The sequence below is a fragment of the Mesorhizobium sp. LjRoot246 genome (genome assembly GCF_964254115.1).
GTDB lineage: Bacteria > Pseudomonadota > Alphaproteobacteria > Rhizobiales > Rhizobiaceae > Mesorhizobium.
This window is the reverse complement of the sequence record NZ_CAXUSN020000001.1, coordinates 1,825,001-1,843,745: the sequence shown is the minus strand read 5'-3', so window position 1 is coordinate 1,843,745 and position 18,745 is coordinate 1,825,001. Positions and strand designations below refer to the sequence as shown.

The window sequence follows — 18,745 nt, the reverse complement described above, 5'->3', positions numbered from 1 at the left end:
GATGGCCATAGGGATCGATATCGGCGGCACAAACCTGCGTGCCGCCCGCATCTCCGGTAGCGGTGAGATCCTCAAGCGCGTTTCCGAAAAAAGCGCGCACGATCCGGAGCTGGTGCTCGGCCGCATCGCCGATATGGTGCGCCTTCTCGACACATTGGATGTGAAGGCCATCGGCGTCGGCGTCCCCGGCCGCGTCGATGCGCGGCGCGGCGCCGTCCTGTCAGGTGGCTACGTCGACCTCGCTTCGGTTGCGCTCGCGCAGCGCCTGGAAGACATGACAGGCAAGCCCGTCATCATCGACAATGACTGCAACATGGCGCTGGCCGCCGAGATGGCGCTCGGCGCCGGGCGGGGCCGTGGCAACATCGTCATGTTCACCATAGGCACCGGCATTGGCGGCGCCGTCGCGCAAGATCGCCGGATCCTGCGCGGTTCGGCAACGGCGGGCCAGCTCGGTCATATCACCGTCGACGTCGACGGCGAGGCCTGCGCCTGCGGGCGGCGCGGCTGCGTCGAAACCACCAGTTCGGGAACGGCGCTCGGCCGTCACATTGCGCGCGCCGGGCTCGGCGCCGACATTTCTGTCGATCAACTCTTCGCCCGCGATGCCGCCGGCGAGATCCAGGCGCGCGGCATACTGGACGCCTGGGCCAGGCCCCTGCGTGCCGCCATCGATACGGCTGTTGCCGTGCTCGATCCTGAGCTGGTGTTGCTGGGCGGCGGCCTTGGCCGGGCGGCACACACAGCACTCGGCCGCGCGCCGGCGCTGGCGCCTTGGTATCAGTGCCCGGTGGAACCCGCGCAGCTCAGCGACGATGCGGGGGTGATTGGCGCCGGCCTCCAGGCCCTGGCCGTCGAACCGGACACAGGTCCGGTTTCGTCCGTGGCCCGGTCCAGTCGCGCCAGGCGTGCGGTGCTCGTCAACGGTATCCCCGCCAGCGGCAAGAGCACCGTTTCGCGCGGCATTGCCGACCGCATGGGATGGCCGCTGCTCGCGCTCGACACGATCAAGAATCCGTTCCTCGAAGTGCTTGGCGGCGGCGACCGCGAATTCAACCGCACGCTCGGCCGCGCCAGCTATCAAGCGATCTGGTCGGTCGTCGGCGAAGCCCCTGCGGGCACCACCATGATCGTCGATGCCTGGTTCGGCTTCCAGCCGCGTCAGGTTCTCGAGGACCATCTCAGAAAAGCAGGTGTCGGGCAGACCGTCGAGATCTGGTGTCACGCGCCCGGCGAGGTGCTCGCCGAGCGCTACGGCGCCCGGCTCGACCAGCGTCCCGCCGGCCATCCCGGTGCCGCCTATATCCCCGAACTGATTGAACTCGCCAGGCGCGCCGAACCGCTGCGGCGCGGACCGCTCCTCGACGTCGACACGACAAAACCTATCGATTTCGATGCCATCACGGCATGGCTGCGGGCGGTGATGGCCGGCGACACGTAGAGGCGTTGTTGGAGAAGAACTTGCCAAGAGCGAGAGGTGGCTCCCCGCAAACGTGAGCTACCTGCAAAAAAGCGTTCGTTCTCCCGGGAACGGACCGGCCCAAAAACCGCTACTCGATTTTCGGGCCATTCCCTCGGGGTGTGCGATCAGTAGCCGACGGTGAAGCGCTGCTTGATATGGGCTGGCTTCTCGATCTCGTCGACCATGACGATCGCATAGTCCTCGAAGGAAATGCTGCTGCCCTTGTCCGAGGCGAGAAGCGTGTCCTTGCCAAGGCGGAATTTTCCGGTGCGTTCGCCCGGAACGAACATGGCGGATGGCGACAGGAACGTCCAATCGAGGTCGCTTACCGTCTTCAATCTGTCCAGGAAGTCGGCGCCCTTTTGCGCTTCGGCCTTGTAGATATCAGGGAATTCGGGCGTGTCGACCAGCCGCTTGCCGGGCGCGACTTCGAGACTGCCGGCGCCGCCGACGACGAGATAGCGCTTCACGCCGGAGGCGCGCACCCCGGCGATCAGCGTGTCGGCATCGCTGTCCAGAAAATGCACGGAGCTGACCACCACATCATGGCCGCGAATCAGGTCGGACAGACCCTTCTCGTCGAAGACATCGCCCTTCCTGGCCGTCACGCCCGGCAGCGCCGCGATCTTTTCCGGGTTGCGCGCAATGCCGGTGACGGTATGGCCACGATCGGAGAGTTCTTTGAGAAGGCGCGAACCGACAGCACCCGATGCACCAATGAGAGCGACTTTTGCCATGTCTATTTCCTTATTCCTTGTTGGAGGTTTGCTGGGGATCACGCCGCCGCGATATGGGCGACGAGATTGTCAAAGCTACCGAACAGTGCGTTCGAACCGATGAGGCGGGGCGCATCGTTGCGGATAACCGCCAGCGAAGGCACGCCATCGGCATGCAGGCGCTGGAACAGCGCGCGGCCGCGGCCGACCAGCTCGCGGTGGGCCGTCAGCAGCCCTTCCGTCGGTGTTTTCAGCAACTCGCCGGCATCCGCCATGCCGGCGGCGGCAAGCACCTCGGCCACACCATCGATTGTCGCGATATCGCGGCCGTCGACATAGCGCGCCCGCTGGATCGTCTTCAGCGCGGCAAGCCGGCGGCTGGGATCTTCCAGGCCGGCGGCACTGATACCGAGCGTTGCGGCATGCGAGTCCAGCAAGGTTCCACGAACATTGAGGACATTGCGCTGATAGGCCTGCGTGAACGGCTGCCCGGTCAAGCGCTCGATGCGCTGGTCGTTCGCCCAGGCGTGGGCGGCAAAATTTTCATCCATCGGACGCGCGCCGGAACCGGAGAACAGGCCGGTCGGCAACAGCTCGACATGGACGCCGCTTACCGACAGCCTGTCGAGCATCGGGGTGGCGCCATAGCACCAGCCGCAGAGCGGGTCGAAAAGATAGGTCACTTCTGAATTGCCCATAATCGCTACCATCCTTGGTCCGGCTGTCGGCTTGGTCGAACGCCCTTGGCTCCTATGTGGCAGACCGCGGTCTTGCGATAAATGGCGCCCAATAATACAAACTGTCTGATCCAACCAGACAAAGGTGCCATCTTGGCTGAACTTCTGAACCTCAATCGGCTGGCCTACTTCACCACGGTGATGGAAACCGGCTCATTCACTGCCGCGGCCGACAGGCTTGGCGTTGCCAAGGCAGTGGTCAGCCATCAGCTCGGCAAGCTGGAGGAGGAACTCGGGGCAACGCTGCTGCAGCGCACGACACGGCGCGTCACGCCGACCGAAGAGGGCCGTCTGTTCTATGATCGCGCGATGATCATCCTGCGCGAAGCGGAGGCGGCCTATGGCGAAATCTCGCGCGGAGCCATCGAACCAAACGGAACGCTGAGACTGACCGCGCCGCTCGACTACGGCACCAAGATGGTGGCCCCGGTCATGGCGGCCTATCTCAGAACCTATCCGCAAATGCACGTCGAGGCGATCTTCGATGACGCGGTCAGCAATCTGGTGGACGAGCAGATCGATCTCGGTATCCGCGTCGGTTGGCTCGCCGATTCCTCGAACCAGGCGCGGCGCCTGGGTACGATCCGGCAAACCGTGGTGGCGAGCCCTGGCTTCGCGGCGGGCCTGCCGCCCGACGTGACGCCGCGCCACGCAAGATCGCTGGCCTGGGTCGGCAACGCCCAACTGCGCGGCATTGGCCAATGGTTGTTTTCCAGGGACAATGAGACGGTGCTGACCGAACTCAATCCGGTCGTCATGTGCGACAAGAGCCCGGCTGCCCTCGCATGCGTGCTCGCCGGCATCGGGCTGGGCGTCTTTCCGGATTACAGCGTCAGCGACGATATCGCCGAAGGGCGGCTGGTGCCGGTGTTTGCCGGCTGGAGCTTGCCGTCAGGCGGCATCCATGCGGTCTTTCCGCCGGCGCGGTTCCGGCCTGCCAAGGTGCGCGCCTTCGTCGATCTGCTCGCGGCCGCCGAGAAAAGGCGGTCGCGCGCTGTTGCCACAGCTTGAAGCCACAGTCAGCGGACCTCTTGCAGGATCATCTCGGCCGCCTTTTCCGCGATCATGACGACCGGCGAATTGGTGTTGCCCGAAACGATTGTCGGCATGATCGAGGCATCGACCACGCGCAGTCCGCCAAGCCCGTGAACACGCAACCGATCGTCGACCACCGCCATCGAGTCCGAACCCATCTTGCAGGTGCCGACCGGGTGGAAGATCGTCGTGCCGATATCGCCGGCCTTGCGGATGAGGTCCTCGTCGCTGTCATATTGCGCGCCAGGCAGCATCTCTTCCGGCGCAAAGCGCGCCACCGCCCGGGCCTTCATCAGACTGCGAACATGGCGCAACGACGCGATGGCCACACTGCGGTCTCCCTCGGTGGAGAGATAGTTAGGTTGGATCTTCGCCGCCTCCCGCGCATCGGATGACCCCATATGTACGGTGCCCCGGCTTTCCGGACGCAGATTGCAGACCGACACTGTCACGGCTGGAAAGCGATGCAGCGGCTCGCCCAGACGGTCGGTGCTCAGCGGCTGCACATGATATTCGAGGTCGGGCGTTGCGAGCCGCGCATCGCTCCTGGCGAAGATGCCGAGCTGGCTCGGCGCCATCGACAGCGGCCCGCTGCGCTTGAGCGCGTACTCCAGCCCCATCGACGCGCGGCTGAACAGATTGTGATAGCGCTGGTTGAGCGTGGCGGTGTTGGCGACCTTGAAGACGGTGCGGATCTGCAGATGGTCCTGCAGATTTTCACCGACGCCCGGCAAAGCGTGATGAACATCCATGCCAATGCTCGAAAGCAGGTCGGGGCGACCCACCCCCGACAGTTCGAGCAGCTTCGGCGAGTTGATGGCGCCGGCTGCAAGGATCGTCTGTCCAGCGCGGACCTGATGCAGGCGATCGCCTTGGCGGAAGACGAGTCCGGTGACTCGCCGGCCGTCGAATTCGAGCCGTTCAGTCTCCGCGCCGAGCACCACGCGCAGGTTCTTGCGGGCCGCTATGCCGCGCAGGAACGCTTTCGATGTGTTCCAGCGCACGCCCTTCCGCTGGTTGACCTCGAAATAGCCGGAACCTTCATTGTTGCCGGTGTTGAAGTCTTCGGTGCGCGGAATGCCGAGTTCCTCGGCAGCGTCCCGGAAGGCGTCCAGGATCGGCCATGACAGCCGTTGCCGTTCGACCCGCCACTCTCCGCCGCTGCCGTGCATGGCGCTCCTGCCGCCATGGAAGTCTTCCGACTTGAGGAAGTAAGGTAGGACATCGTCCCAGCCCCAGCCGGCATTGCCGGCCTGACGCCAGCCATCATAGTCGGCTGCCTGGCCCCGCATGTAGATCATGCCGTTGATCGATGAACAGCCGCCAAGCACCTTGCCGCGCGGATAGTTGAGGCTGCGTCCGTTGAGACCGGCTTCCGGCTCGGTCTTCATCATCCAGTCGGTGCGCGGGTTGCCCATGCAGAAGAGGTAGCCGATCGGGATATCGACCCAGTGATAGCGGTCGCTGCCGCCGGCTTCGAGCAAGAGCACCTTGTTGCGCGGATCGGCGGAGAGCCGGTTGGCGAGCACGCAGCCAGCGGAGCCGGCACCGACGATGACGTAATCGTAACTGCCGAACGGGGACGGGGAAGCTTCAGTCACGTGCGCGCCTGCTGTGCCGCGATGCGCTCCCACATCGGGGTCATCGCCTGGTTGATCTCGCCATACAGGCGATACCGCCGCGCATAAGCGCCGGCAACCGCCCCGTTGGGTACAAAGTGCCGGGCGGCAGCCGTCATGGCGGCAGCACCGGCGCTGTAGTCCGCGAAGATACCAACGCCGGCGCCCGCCGCGATCGCCGCTCCCAGGGCGCCGGTTTCGCGGCTGCGCGCCACGGTGACGGGCACGCCAAGCACGTCAGCGAAGATCTGCGGCCAGACGCTGCTGCGCGAGCCGCCGCCGGACAGCACCACCCGATCGAAATCGGCGCCTGCTTTGTGCAAGGTCTCGACATGGCGCTTGTGCTCGAAGACGACGCCCTCGAACAGCGCACGCAGCAGATGTGCTCGGCTGTGCCAGCCAGCGATGCCGTAGAAGCCGGCGCGTGCATGGCCATTCTGCTGCGAGCCGTAGAGGAAGGGATGATAGATCGGGATGTCGCTTTCCGGATCGACGGACGCGACAAGTTCACTGCACAATTCGAACGGCGACTTGCCGGCTTCGCCGCCATGCTCGAGAAATTCGCGAACGATCCATTCGAGATTGGCGGCCGAGGTCGCGCTGGATTCGATCGCCAGATAGCGCTGGCGATCGAAAGTCGACAGCATGAAGATCGAAGGGTCGCGGATCGGTTCGTCGGTGATGACCTGGTTGATGCTCCAGGTTCCGGCGATGACCGAGGCGGCACCGGTTCTGGTCACGCCCGACCCGACCGCGCTGGCGACGACATCGAACAGCCCGGCAACGACGGGCGTGCCGGCGCGCAGTCCCGTCAGGGCTGCCACCTCTTCACTGACATGGCCCGCAATGTCGGCCGATTCCAGCACTGGGGGCAGCAGGTCCATACAATCGCCGAGCCCGTAGGCGGCAAGCAGGTCCGGCTCGTAGCGGCGGTCCTGCATCTGCAGCAGGCCGCAACCCGACATGTCTGAAGTATCGCTGCTGCGCGCGCCGGTCAGGCGGTTGACGACGAAATCCTTGCACAGGAACACAGTCCCGATGTTGGCAAACAAAGCCGGCGAAAAGCGCTTGAGCCAGGCAAGCAGGGTCGGCGTCTGCGCCGCCCACGGCCGTTGCAGGCAGTGTGCATAGGTGCGGTCGCCGACATTCTGTTTTGCCCATTCGGCAACGATGCCGACCGCGCGCGTGTCCAGCGACTGGATGCCGATCAGCGGCGCACCCGCGCGATCGAGCGCGTAGAGCCCGTTGCCATGGCCGGCGCAGCCGATGGCGACGATCTCGCCGGCGTCGATGCCAGCCTCGGCGATGCATTGGCCGATGACCGAAACCGCGTTGCGCCAGAGTTCGTCGAGGTCGCGCTCGACATGTCCGGGCTTTGGCATGGACGAGGGGCCGTCGCGGGCGGCAAGTGCCAGCTCGCGCCCCGACAGGTCGAAGAGGATGGCCTTTATGACGGTGTTGCCGGCATCGAGGCCGAGAATGTAGCTTGCCATTGGCGCCTCCCGAGGCCGCAGCCTATGCCTGGTTGTACAGGTCCCAGGCCACGCCGCCATCGGCATCGTCATGAATGATCGCTATCAGCCCACGCACGACAGCACTCGGGTTGACATGCTGGTAGATGTTGCGGCCATAGACCATGCCAAGCGCCCCCTGTGCCATCAAGGCAGCCGACTTGTCGAACACGGCACGCAAATCCTCCTTGCCGCCGCCGCGCACCAGAACCGGGCAGCGCGCGGCCTCGACGACGCGGTGGAAGTCGCTGGGATCGGTGGTCGGATCGGCCTTGATGATATCGGCACCCATCTCGCGGGCAAGCCGGGTCAAGGTGACAATCTTTTCGGCATCGCCATCGACCATGTAGCCGCCATGTTCGGCAACCGGCAGCATGGCCAGCGGCTCGATCATCAGCGGCAGGCCGTATTTCTCGCAATCGGCGCGCACGCGGGCGATGTTCTGCACGCATTGCCTAAACAGATCCGGCTCGTCGGGCAGCATGAACAGATTGACCACGACACAGGCCGCATCCATTTCGATGGCGCCGAGCAAGGGCTCGGCTTCGTTCTGCAGCACCGCCCACATCGCCCGGTGGCGTATCTTGTTATAGGGATTGCCCATGTCGATGCGCATCACCAGCGCCGGCTTGCCCTTGCCTGGCACGGATTGCAGCAGATCGGCCTGGCCGTAATTCATCTGGATGGCATCAGGGCCGGCCTTGACCAACTGATTGACCACACTGGCCATGTCTTCGAGCCCGGCAAGAAAGCTCGGCTCGTTGCAGACACCATGATCGATGGCCACGTCGAGACAGCGGCCACCGCCGAACAGCCGGTTCATGCGGACTTTCTTGTTTACGCGCATAGGGCGCTCCTTTGATGCGTCTGGAGGTCGATGCCATGCCGGTCGGCCAGCAGGGCGAGAAAGGTCGAGCGTTCGGCGGCGGCCTCGCGGGCGCTCCAGCCTTTGTGCGCCGCCAGCAGGTCGAGAACGGCGTTGATGAGATCGAAGCTCAGGCCGCCCGAAATGGCAATGGTGGTGCGGCGCAGGAACAGGTCGGCAAGGCACTCGACATGCTCGTGCTCGATGATGTGCCCGATCTCGCTTGCCGAATAGTCCGACTGCGGCAGCATCTGTTCGCCCGCAGGGTGCGAAACGAAATCCCCGGCCGATGTGCCGTAGCGCTGCAGAAGCGCGCGCGCGCGCTCGACCGGCAGGCCGTGCTCGCCGGCGAATGACGCGCACCAGGCCTCCGGATCGGCCGGGAAGTCGCGGCCGCCACCGATAGCCATGTCCTGCGTGCCCTTGCTGCGGACCAGCTCCAGCCGCTTCAAAGCCATATCGGCGGCCAACGCTCCGAACGAACGGAAGGTGGTCCATTTGCCGCCGATCATGCACAGTGTCGCCGGCAGGAGTCCGGCAGGCTCGACGAACTCGCAAAGGTGATCGCGTGGTATGCGGCCGGTAAAACTGTCCTCGCTGGCGGGCAAGGGGCGTACTCCCGCGAAACGAAACACGATCTGGTCGTCGGTAACCTTGATCGAGGGAAAGACGAAGGCCAGCGACTGCAGGATGTAGCGCTGCTCGTCCTCCTCGCAACGGACCTGGTCCGGATCATCAACCCGGATGTCGGTCGAGCCGATCAGCACCTTGCCCAGATAGGGAAACAGGATGCAGATGCGCCCGTCCTCGTTCTCGTAATAGACCATATGGCCACCGAGCGCGTCGAACAGTTCATTGTTGTCGACAATGAGATGCGAGCCCTTGGTGCCGCCCATCATCGTCGGCGCCGCTGCCCCGATGGCCTTGTTGGTGAGGTCGATCCAACCGCCGGTGCCGTTGATGACCAGTTGCGGCCGCACCGGCAGCGCCTCGCCGGTCAGCGTGTCGGCAATGACAAGGCCATCGCCGGTCGACGATACCTGTGCATAGTTCAAGGCGCGCGCATTCGCCCCGCTCGCAGCGGCGTCCAGCAGCATCTCGAGGCCGAGGCGCTCGGGCCGGCTCACCCAGGCGTCGTAGTAGGTCGCCGAATTGCGGATCGCCGGGTTAATCGCCGGCCATTTTTTCAAGGTCTCGGCGCGGCCCCTGAATCTGTGCGTCGGCATCAATCGGCGTGCGGCGGTGAACAGGTCGTACATGGCGAGACCTGTTTTGATGACCAGCGCGCCACGCCGGCTGGGGCGCCGCGTCAGCCCCAGGAAACGCACCGCGCTATTGGCAAGACCGGAGAAGATGTCGAAGATCGGCACCGTCGTCGGCAATGGGGCCACATAGTGCGGGGCATTCCTCAGCAGCCGGTCGCGTTCGAGCAGCGATTCGCGCACCAGTTTGAACTCGCCGTTTTCGAGGTAGCGCAGGCCGCCATGCACCATGCGTGAAAGGGCGGCACTGGCGCCACTGCAATAGTCGCCCTTTTCCGCCAGCACGACATCGACGCCTTGCAGGGCCAGTTCGCGAAAGACGCTGATGCCGTTGATGCCGCCACCGATGACGAGCACGGCAATATCCGGCCGGTCGCGCAGACCGGCGATTGTATGGCTACGGTTCATCGGGGCTGTTGCCTTTTTTGCTCAGGCATCCATCGCGGTGAGATGCGCGACTGCCGCGGCGTCGATGGCCGCAAGCTCGCTCGCCGCAAGCGTGATCTCCCCGGCCCGTGCATTGTCGAGCGCCTGTTCGGGATTGCGCGCGCCGCACAGGGCGAAAGTGATGCCCGGCTGGACGAGCGTCCAGGCGATGACGATCTGCGCCATCGACGCTTGATGGCCTGTGGCAATCGGGGCGATGGCCTCCTTCAATTTTGCCACCTTCTGCCGGTTGGCCATGGAGAAGCGTGGGTTGTCCTTGCGCTGGTCGTCGCCGCCGAATGTGCGGCCGGGTTCGACCGTGCCGGTGAGCAGCCCCAGCGCCAGCGACGAGTAGCTGAGCGTGGCGATGTCGTGCGCGCGCGTGACCGGCAGCAGGCTACTCTCGATCTCGCGGTCGATCATCGAATAGCGCTCCTGGATCGCATCGAGCTGGCCGGCGTCGATATAGTGGCCGAGATCCTCAGCGCTGACATTGCTGGCGCCGATGGCGCGAATCTTGCCGGCCGCCTTGAGCTTTTCCAGCACCGCCACCGTCTCGGCGATCGGCGTGGTCGGGTCCTGCCAATGGGTGATGTAGAGGTCGATATGATCCGTGCCGAGACGCCGCAGGCTCTGCTCGACCTCATAGGCGATGCCGTCGGCGCCGAGATAGCGATGCACCGGCTTGCCGTCCTGGTCGAAGAAATGGCCGCCCTTGCCGGAATGCCAGTTCAGCCCGCATTTGGTCGCGATCACCACTTTGTCGCGCTTGCCCTTGATGGCGGTGCCGACGATCGCCTCGCTGCGGCCAAGTCCGTAGGCCGGTGCGGTGTCGATCAGGCTGAGGCCGGCATCGATCGAGGCTTCGATCGCCCTGATCGATTCCTGCTCGTCGGTGCCGCCCCACATCCATCCGCCAATCGCCCAGGTGCCCAGGCCCACAGCCGACGCCGATATGCCGGACTTGCCGATCTGCCGCTGGATCTGTCGAGAATTCATGCTGCCTCCTGTTCGGCCAGCTCGAGTATCTGGAGCCCGGTGGCCTCGTCCGTGACGATGGTGTCGAGATGGTTTCCGCGCATGGTGCTCAAGATCGGCGCGACCTTGCTGGGTCCGCTCGCAATGCCGATGGAGCGCGGGATCGTGGCGAACTCGTCCAGCGTCAACGAGACCAGCGAACGGTTGAGCGAGTAGTTGCAGAGCTTGCCCTGGCGATCGATGAGATGAGCGAGCAGCTCGCCTGTCGCCCCGGACCTCTCGATGGCCTGGCGATCGGCGTTCGAGGACGGATGCAGATCGTAGTAGCTGGAATCGTCTGTCAGGATGGAGCCGACACCGACCACCGCCACATCGGCCTCGCGCGCCTTGCGAAACACGTCGGCGACGGAGCTGATGCCCATCAGCATCTCGCGCTGCTGCGCGGTGTCCGCAAACAGCGGCGCATGTATCTGATAGGCGCGCCCGCCGAGCTTGTCCGCCATCAGCGAGGCGACGTGATTGACGTCGGTGTAGTGCTTGCCCTGGACCAGCCCGGTGGCCGGAATGATTTCGACGTCGTATCGGCGCCCGGGCTTCAGCCCGGCGACCAGCGCGCTGACGCCCTTGCCGCCGGTGATCGAAATCGTGTCGCCGTCCTTGATGGTGTCGAGCAGCAGCCCAGCCGCCGCCTCGCCGACCCGCTGCAGGGCCGTGTGCGGATTGTCGGAGACCGACGGCACCACCATCGCCCGTTCGATGCCGCCCAGCGCCACCAACCGCGCTTCCAGCTCGACCAGATGGTCGATCGGCGACTTGATCTTGATCTCGACGAGGCCGAGCTGGCGGCCGCGCTTGATGAGCCGGTTGACGGTGGCGTGCGAGATGCCCAGCTCCCTGGCAATCTCGGCCTGGGTCTTGCCTTCGACATAATGCAGGACAAGCGCCTGGTGCATCTGGCGGACAGCGGCGATGTCGTCGCGTGTGTTGGGAGGGGCCATGGTCTTGCTTCGCTGCCTTTGAGGTTCAGGACTTCTTGCGGTGCAGGAAGTGATCGATCGACACCGCCGCCAGCAGGATGCATCCCTTGATCATGTCCTGCCAATAGACCGAGACATCGAGCAGGATAAGCGAGCTCGTCACCACCGACAGCAACGCCATGCCGAGGATCGCCCCGAAGATGGTGCCCGAGCCGCCATTGAGCGAGGCGCCGCCGATGACGGCCGCGGCAATGATGTTGAGCTCCATGCCGGCGCCGAAGGTCGGTGTCGCCGCGCCGAAGCGCGCCATGTAGATGACACCGGCCAGTCCAGCGAGGGTCGAGCACAGCACCGTGACCCAGAACTTCACCTGATTGGTCCTGATGCCCGAGAACTGCGCGGCCTTCTCGTTGGAGCCAGTGTAGAAAACCTTGCGGAAAGCCGTGGCACGACGCAGCAGGAAGTCGAAGATCGCCACCACGACGACGAAGATCAGGATGACATAGGGGATGTTGTTGAAGCTGCCCTGGCCGATGGCCTTGAAGGCCGGCGGCAGGGTGAACAGCGACAGCGGCGTGCCCTTGGTGACCACCAGGCACATGCCGCGCACGATGACCATGGCCGCCAGCGACGTGATGAAATGATTGAGGCCTATCACCGTGACGAAGAAGCCCATCGCCGCGCCGATCAGCGCGCTGACGCCGATGCCGATCAGGCTTGCCGTCCATGGATCGAGGCCGGCGAGGAACAGCGCGCCGGAGACCACCATCGAAAAACACACGACCGAGCCGACGGAAAGGTCGATGCCGCCCACGATGAGCAGGATGGTCATGCCGACGACGACGATGCCTTCGATGGAAAAGCTCATCAGCATGGCGCGGAAATTGCCCCATGTCAGGAAGTGCGGCGAGGCAAAGCTCATGGCGATGCACAGCGCCAGGATGATGACGATCAGCCCGGCCTCGCGCATCGAGGCGAGCTGAGCGAAATTGATCCGCCGCCCGGCGGCCTTGATCTCGGCGTGCACGAGCGCTTCTCCTGATTGCCTAGGCGACATTCTGGGCCTGCCTTTGAGTTGAACTGTTCTGGACGCCCGAGGCGAGCATGATGATGGCTTCCTCGCCGAGCTCGCCGGCGGAGAGTTCGCCGGCGATCCTGCCTTCGCGCACCACCAGAACGCGGTCGCACAGACCGATCAGTTCCGGCAGTTCCGACGAGATGACAATGACGCCGACACCGCTGCCGGCAAGCTGGCGCAGCAGCCGGTGGATCTCGACCTTGGCGCCGACATCGATGCCGCGTGTCGGCTCGTCCATGATGATGACCTTGGGATCGACGGACAGTTGCCTGGCGATGGCGACCTTCTGCTGGTTGCCGCCGCTCAGCGTCGAGACGGCGGCATCGATACCAGCCATGCGCACGCCGAGCCTGCCGGTCAGTTCCTTCGCCTGACGATCCTCGGCCTTGCGGTCGAGCAGGCCGAGTGGCCCGGTGAGCCGGCCGAGGTCGAGCGCGGAGATGTTCGCCGCGATCGGCAGATCGAGGAACACGCCGGAGCCTTTGCGGTCCTCAGAGAGATAGACCAGCCCCGCCTTGACCGCATCGCCATAGCCGCGCAGCCGGAGCTGCTGTCCGTCGAGCGCAACGGTTCCTGCCGTCATTGGCCTGAGGCCACAGACCGTTTGCGCGATCTCGCTGCGGCCGGCGCCGATGAGGCCGCCTATGCCCAGAATTTCGCCAGCGCGAAGCTGCAGATCGACGTCGGCGAAGCGGCGGCCATCGGAGAGCCCCTCGACCGAGAGGAGCAGGCGTCCAGGCTCCTGCGGCGCCAGCTTGCCGGGATAGAGCTGGGTGATTTCGCGGCCGACCATCTTGCGCACGACATCGTCCGGCGAGACGGCGGCGATCGGATCGGTAGCAACGTAGCGGCCATCGCGGAAGACGGTGACGCGGTCGCACAGCGAGAATATCTCGGCCATGCGATGGCTGATATAGACCACGGAAATGCCACGGTCCCTGAGGCAGCGCACGATCGAGAACAGGCGCTGCGCTTCGCTTTCGGTCAACGCCGCGGTCGGCTCATCGAGCATCAGCACCTTGCAGTCGAGCGTCAGCGCCTTAGCGATCTCGACGAGCTGCTGGCTGGAAATGGAGAGGTCGGCGACCCTGGTGCGCACCGGAATGGGCGCGAGCAGGTCCATGACCTTCTGGGCATCGGCGTAGAGCTTCTGGAAATTCATCAGCGGCGCGCGCCGGCTGTTGATCGCGGCCATGTAGATGTTCTCGGCAACCGTCGCATCCTGGCAGAGCGCGATCTCCTGGTGGACAAGCGCGATGCCGAGGCGTTGCGCGGCCGCCGGCGAGTGGATCGAAACGCGCTCACCGTCGATCAGGATTTGCCCTTCGTCGGGCTGCAGCACGCCGGCGATCATGTTCATCAACGTCGACTTGCCGGCGCCGTTCTCGCCGCACAGCGCATGGATTTCGCCGCGCCGCAGCTCGAACTGCACATCGCTCAGCGCCTTGACCGGGCCAAACGCCTTGGACAGGCCACGGATTTCAAGAATGGGCGCTTGGGTCACGCCATGCTCCTGCGATGCTTGCGGGGGAGGAAGGAGGCCGAAGCCTCCTTCCCGGTTGATCCGGCCTTGCCGAGGCCGGGGCGGTGAGATCGAGACTACTCCTCGATGCCCTTGGTGCCGCGACGCTTAAGGTACTTGTCCCAGTAGAAGTCGTCCGCATTGTCCTTGGAGACGATGGAGAAGCCATTGTCGACGAAGGGCACGCTCATCGGGTTGAAGCCCGAACGCTTGGCATCGTTCATCGGATCGATGAGGCCGGGATGCTTGGCCATCCACAACAGCATGAAGCCCATATAGCCCTGCATGCCCTGGTTTGGATTGACCGATCCGAAGATCTCGCCGGCCTTGATCATGTCGAGGATCTTGGCGTTGACGTCGGCAAGCATGACGCGGATCTTGCCGCCGCCTTCCTTGGCGGCCTGGGCGGCACCGATGGCCGAGTTGGCCTCCGGCATGAACACGGCACCGAGGTCGGGATGCGCCTGCGCCAGGCTCAGAACGGCCTGATAGGCCTTGGTCGGATCCTGGTTCGAAGCAGCGCGGCCGACGAGCTTCATGTCAGGCCATTTAGCTTCCATGCGCGCGACGAAGGCGTTGACGCGCTTGTCGTGGTTGTCCTGGCCGGGGTTCTCCAGCACGGCATATTCGCCCTTGCCGTCCATCGCCTTGGCAACGGCGTCGGCGGCATAGGTGCCTTCGGCATTGTTGTCGGAGGTGATGTAGGAGACGCGCTTGGAATTCGGCGAGTCGGCGGCGAAGGTCACCACCGCGGTGCCCTGCTCGATGGCGCGGTTGATCGGCTCGATGAACGGATCGGAGTTCATCGGGTGCACCAGTATGCCGGCCGGCTTCTGTGCCAGCGCTTGGTCGAAGGTCGCGATCTGCTTGTTGACGTCGTATTCGGGCGTACCCGTATAGGCGGTCTCGCAGCCGAACTGCTGGCCGGCCTGCTTGAACATTTCATAGACCGGGAACCAGTATTCGACGCCCGAGACCATGACGTTCATGACGTATTTTTCACCCGGCTCGCATTTGAACGGGTTGGGGGTTTCGGCGCGTGCCTGCATCGGCCCAAAGCAGGTCGATGCAGCCGCCGCGATTGCGAGCGTGCTCAGAAATTTGCGCAAGTTTCCTCCCTTGGCCGAAGCCATCCTCAATGACCGTCGCAGACACTCCGCGAGCGCTGCCGTGTGGATTTGATGAAGCCGACCTTCCTCCGAAAGCCGACGATCGGGACATTACAGCCCGGCCCCGCATTGTCAATATAATTCACATAGTGAAATATATTTCATATCGCGACTCGGGGGACCGCATACGTTCTGGCTCGGTGAAGCCGATCACGGCCGCACCAAGGTCCGGCGCGGGCGCTTCGATCCGCGGCCGTTGAACGCGAACGGCCCGCCGGCGTTATGCCTGGCGGGCTGTTTGGGTTAGTTTGAAGTTTGGTTTCGGGGACAGGATTGGTTTTTTGTCCCGCGGCTTTGGCTTCGCCTGCTTGCAGGTCCCTGAGCCAGGGCAAATCGATGGCCACCACAGCCTGATATCAAAACGGCCCGCACGAGGCGGGCCGTTTGGGTATTTGGTTGCGGGGACAGGATTTGAACCTGTGACCTTCAGGTTATGAGCCTGACGAGCTACCGGGCTGCTCCACCCCGCGTCAACCCTAGGCAAGCGTTTGCTTGCGTTCCTAAGCAAGCTCTTGCTTGCTTTATTGGACGTAAGCCAAGGCCTACAAATAGGTAGTTGGCTGACCAAATGAAAGGGCCGCTTACGCGGCCCGGTATCCCTTGGCGGGCCAAATCATAAAGAGAAGATTTCTCTCCATCCGGGATCGTTTGAGCCTGGAAGTGAGATCAACGTGCGTTTAGCAGACCTGGCAGCGACCTACTCTCCCGCGTCTTGAGACGAAGTACCATCAGCGCTGGAGCGTTTCACGGCCGAGTTCGGAATGGGATCGGGTGCAGCCGCTCCGCCATAACCACCAGGTCGGCAAAACGCACGTTGTTTCGAGAAGCTGTTTCTAGCGAATAGCCAATAGTGAGTAGCGAATAGGGACCCCTATTTGCTGCTTTCTCTGAGCTGTTCGCTGGTCTTTGTGTGCCTTTACGGTTCTTTGGGTTGGCGCCTTTCGAAGCGAAGCTTCGCAAGGTCGACCGACCGTCGGCGCTGATGCGCCGCACCCACGTAGCGCCGCCCGCAGGGCGGAACAAGCGTGAGTGAGAACAGATCATCTGACTTCGTCAGATGAGCATAAGGAATGAGAACGATCAAGCCGATCGAACTATTAGTACCGGTAAGCTTCAAGCGTTGCCGCTCTTCCACACCCGGCCTATCAACGTGGTCGTCTTCCACGGTTCTCAGGGAATACTCGTTTTAAGGTGGGTTTCCCGCTTAGATGCCTTCAGCGGTTATCCCGTCCGGATATAGCTACCCTGCTATGCGGCTGGCGCCACAACAGGTCCACCAGAGATCCGTCCATCCCGGTCCTCTCGTACTAGGGACAGATCCTTTCAATATTCCTACACCCACGGCAGATAGGGACCGAACTGTCTCACGACGTTCTGAACCCAACTCACGTACCGCTTTAAATGGCGAACAGCCATACCCTTGGGACCTGCTCCAGCCCCAGGATGCGATGAGTCGACATCGAGGTGCCAAACAACCCCGTCGATATGGACTCTTGGGGGTCATCAGCCTGTTATCCCCGGCGTACCTTTTATCCGTTGAGCGATGGCCCTTCCACGCGGGACCACCGGATCACTATGACCGACTTTCGTCTCTGCTCGACTTGTCAGTCTCGCAGTCAGGCAGGCTTATGCCATTGCACTCAGCGAACGATTTCCGACCGTTCTGAGCCCACCATCGCGCGCCTCCGTTACTCTTTAGGAGGCGACCGCCCCAGTCAAACTACCCACCATACATTGTCCCGGACCCGGATAACGGGCCGCGGTTAGACATCCATAGTAATAAGGGTGGTATTTCAAGGGTGGCTCCACCTGAGCTGGCGCCCAGGTTTCAAAGCCTACCACCTATCCTACACATGCCACTACGAATGCCAATGTAAAGCTATAGTAAAGGTGCACGGGGTCTTTCCGTCTAACCGCAGGAACCCCGCATCTTCACGGGGAATTCAATTTCACTGAGTCTATGCTGGAGACAGCGGGGAAGTCGTTACGCCATTCGTGCAGGTCGGAACTTACCCGACAAGGAATTTCGCTACCTTAGGACCGTTATAGTTACGGCCGCCGTTTACTGGGGCTTCGATTCAGAGCTTGCACCCCTCCTCTTAACCTTCCAGCACCGGGCAGGCGTCAGACCCTATACGTCGTCTTGCGACTTCGCAGAGCCCTGTGTTTTTGATAAACAGTCGCTACCCCCTGGTCTGTGCCACCCTCCTCTACTTGCGTAGAAAAGGGTCACGCTTCTTCCGAAGTTACGCGTGCAATTTGCCGAGTTCCTTCAGCATAGTTCTCTCAAGCGCCTTGGTATACTCTACCAGACCACCAGTGTCGGTTTCGGGTACGGTTTATAAGGAGGAGCTATTTCCTGGAACCACGCAGCAGCCCGTTCAATCCGATAAGATTGGACTACCTCAATGATCCGTCACTACCTCCAAGCCCACGAATATTAACGTGGTTCCCATCGACTACGCGTTTCCGCCTCGTCTTAGGGGCCGGCTAACCCTGCTCAGATTAGCTTTAAGCAGGAACCCTTGGTCTTTCGGCGGGGGAGTCTCTCACTCCCCTTACGTTACTCATGTCAGCATTCGCACTTCTGATACCTCCACCACCCCTCACGGGTATGGCTTCATCAGCTTACAGAACGCTCCGCTACCGCTTGGCCCTTGCGGACCAAACCCTAAGCTTCGGTGTATGGCTTTAGCCCCGTTACATTTTCGGCGCAAAGACCCTTATTTAGACCAGTGAGCTGTTACGCTTTCTTTAAATGATGGCTGCTTCTAAGCCAACATCCTGGTTGTTTTGGGATCCTCACATCCTTTCCCACTTAGCCATAACTTGGGGACCTTAGCTGTAGGTCAGGGTTGTTTCCCTTTTCACGACGGACGTTAGCACCCGCCGTGTGTCTGCCGACTAGTACTCCCAGGTATTCGGAGTTTGGTTAGGTTTGGTAATCCGGTGAGGACCCCTAGCCCATCCAGTGCTCTACCCCCTGGGGTATTCGGTCGACGCTCTACCTAAATAGATTTCGCGGAGAACCAGCTATTTCCGAGTTTGATTGGCCTTTCACCCCTAGCCACAAGTCATCCCGAACTATTGCAACAGTTATGGGTTCGGTCCTCCAGTAAGTGTTACCTTACCTTCAACCTGCTCATGGCTAGATCACTCGGTTTCGGGTCTAATGCGACGAACTGAACGCCCTATTCAGACTCGCTTTCGCTGCGCCTACACCTAGCGGTTTAAGCTTGCTCGTCACACTAAGTCGCTGACCCATTATACAAAAGGTACGTGGTCACCCAGGACGAACCTTGGGCTTCCACTGTTTGTAGGCAATCGGTTTCAGGTACTCTTTCACTCCCCTTGTCGGGGTGCTTTTCACCTTTCCCTCACGGTACTA

13 protein-coding genes, 1 tRNA gene and 2 rRNA genes (1 of these 16 only partly in view) are annotated in these 18,745 nt (G+C 62.6%); 2 read left to right on the top strand and 14 right to left on the bottom strand.

The window, feature by feature from the left end:
• The first annotated feature begins 1 nt into the window (after position 1).
• Positions 2–1,441: an ROK family protein gene (locus ACSQ3L_RS08825; RefSeq protein ID WP_436159581.1), complete on the top strand. Its 1,440-nt coding sequence runs from the start codon at positions 2–4 to the stop codon at positions 1,439–1,441.
• A 146-nt stretch (positions 1,442–1,587) separates the two neighbouring features.
• Here ACSQ3L_RS08825 and ACSQ3L_RS08820 read toward each other — a convergent pair whose 3' ends face one another.
• Positions 1,588–2,199 carry an NAD(P)-dependent oxidoreductase gene (locus ACSQ3L_RS08820; RefSeq protein ID WP_436159580.1) on the bottom strand — a complete coding sequence of 204 codons (612 nt, stop codon included), beginning with the start codon at positions 2,197–2,199 and terminating at the stop codon, positions 1,588–1,590.
• Positions 2,200–2,237: 38 nt separating this feature from the next.
• Positions 2,238–2,876: a DsbA family protein gene (locus ACSQ3L_RS08815; RefSeq protein WP_436159579.1), complete on the bottom strand. Its 639-nt coding sequence runs from the start codon at positions 2,874–2,876 to the stop codon at positions 2,238–2,240.
• A gap of 132 nt (positions 2,877–3,008) precedes the next feature.
• Here ACSQ3L_RS08815 and ACSQ3L_RS08810 point away from each other — a divergent pair, with 132 nt between their 5' ends.
• Positions 3,009–3,926: a LysR substrate-binding domain-containing protein gene (locus ACSQ3L_RS08810; RefSeq protein WP_436159578.1), complete on the top strand. Its 918-nt coding sequence runs from the start codon at positions 3,009–3,011 to the stop codon at positions 3,924–3,926.
• A gap of 8 nt (positions 3,927–3,934) precedes the next feature.
• Here ACSQ3L_RS08810 and ACSQ3L_RS08805 read toward each other — a convergent pair whose 3' ends face one another.
• From ACSQ3L_RS08805 to ACSQ3L_RS08750, 12 genes are all read right to left on the bottom strand, one after another.
• Positions 3,935–5,551: a GMC family oxidoreductase gene (locus tag ACSQ3L_RS08805; RefSeq protein WP_436159577.1), complete on the bottom strand. Its 1,617-nt coding sequence runs from the start codon at positions 5,549–5,551 to the stop codon at positions 3,935–3,937.
• Positions 5,548–7,062 (bottom strand): FGGY-family carbohydrate kinase, encoded by a 1,515-nt coding sequence (locus ACSQ3L_RS08800; RefSeq protein WP_436159576.1) that lies wholly within the window; start codon positions 7,060–7,062, stop codon positions 5,548–5,550. The genes ACSQ3L_RS08805 and ACSQ3L_RS08800 overlap by 4 nt, the downstream gene beginning before the upstream one ends.
• Before the next feature lie 22 nt (positions 7,063–7,084).
• Positions 7,085–7,927, bottom strand: a complete 843-nt coding sequence (locus ACSQ3L_RS08795; RefSeq protein ID WP_436159575.1) for a class I fructose-bisphosphate aldolase — start codon at positions 7,925–7,927, stop codon at positions 7,085–7,087.
• Entirely contained in the window at positions 7,918–9,615 is a 1,698-nt protein-coding gene (locus tag ACSQ3L_RS08790) for a glycerol-3-phosphate dehydrogenase/oxidase (RefSeq protein WP_436159574.1), read from the bottom strand. Before ACSQ3L_RS08790 ends, ACSQ3L_RS08795 begins: the two co-directional genes overlap by 10 nt.
• Before the next feature lie 21 nt (positions 9,616–9,636).
• Positions 9,637–10,632 carry an aldo/keto reductase gene (locus ACSQ3L_RS08785; protein ID WP_436159573.1) on the bottom strand — a complete coding sequence of 332 codons (996 nt, stop codon included), beginning with the start codon at positions 10,630–10,632 and terminating at the stop codon, positions 9,637–9,639.
• Entirely contained in the window at positions 10,629–11,609 is a 981-nt protein-coding gene (locus ACSQ3L_RS08780; RefSeq protein WP_436159572.1) for a sugar-binding transcriptional regulator, read from the bottom strand. The genes ACSQ3L_RS08785 and ACSQ3L_RS08780 overlap by 4 nt, the downstream gene beginning before the upstream one ends.
• A 25-nt stretch (positions 11,610–11,634) precedes the next feature.
• Positions 11,635–12,558, bottom strand: a complete 924-nt coding sequence (locus ACSQ3L_RS08775; RefSeq protein WP_245270382.1) for an ABC transporter permease — start codon at positions 12,556–12,558, stop codon at positions 11,635–11,637.
• Between the two features lie 76 nt (positions 12,559–12,634).
• Positions 12,635–14,170: a sugar ABC transporter ATP-binding protein gene (locus ACSQ3L_RS08770; RefSeq protein ID WP_436159571.1), complete on the bottom strand. Its 1,536-nt coding sequence runs from the start codon at positions 14,168–14,170 to the stop codon at positions 12,635–12,637.
• A gap of 95 nt (positions 14,171–14,265) precedes the next feature.
• Positions 14,266–15,297 carry a substrate-binding domain-containing protein gene (locus ACSQ3L_RS08765; RefSeq protein WP_436159570.1) on the bottom strand — a complete coding sequence of 344 codons (1,032 nt, stop codon included), beginning with the start codon at positions 15,295–15,297 and terminating at the stop codon, positions 14,266–14,268.
• Between the two features lie 453 nt (positions 15,298–15,750).
• Positions 15,751–15,827: transfer RNA gene (locus tag ACSQ3L_RS08760), tRNA-Met, on the bottom strand.
• 214 nt (positions 15,828–16,041) lie between these two features.
• A 5S ribosomal RNA gene (rrf, locus tag ACSQ3L_RS08755) occupies positions 16,042–16,156 on the bottom strand.
• Positions 16,157–16,433: 277 nt separating this feature from the next.
• Positions 16,434–18,745: ribosomal RNA gene (locus tag ACSQ3L_RS08750) — 23S ribosomal RNA — on the bottom strand (it continues 510 nt past the right edge of the window).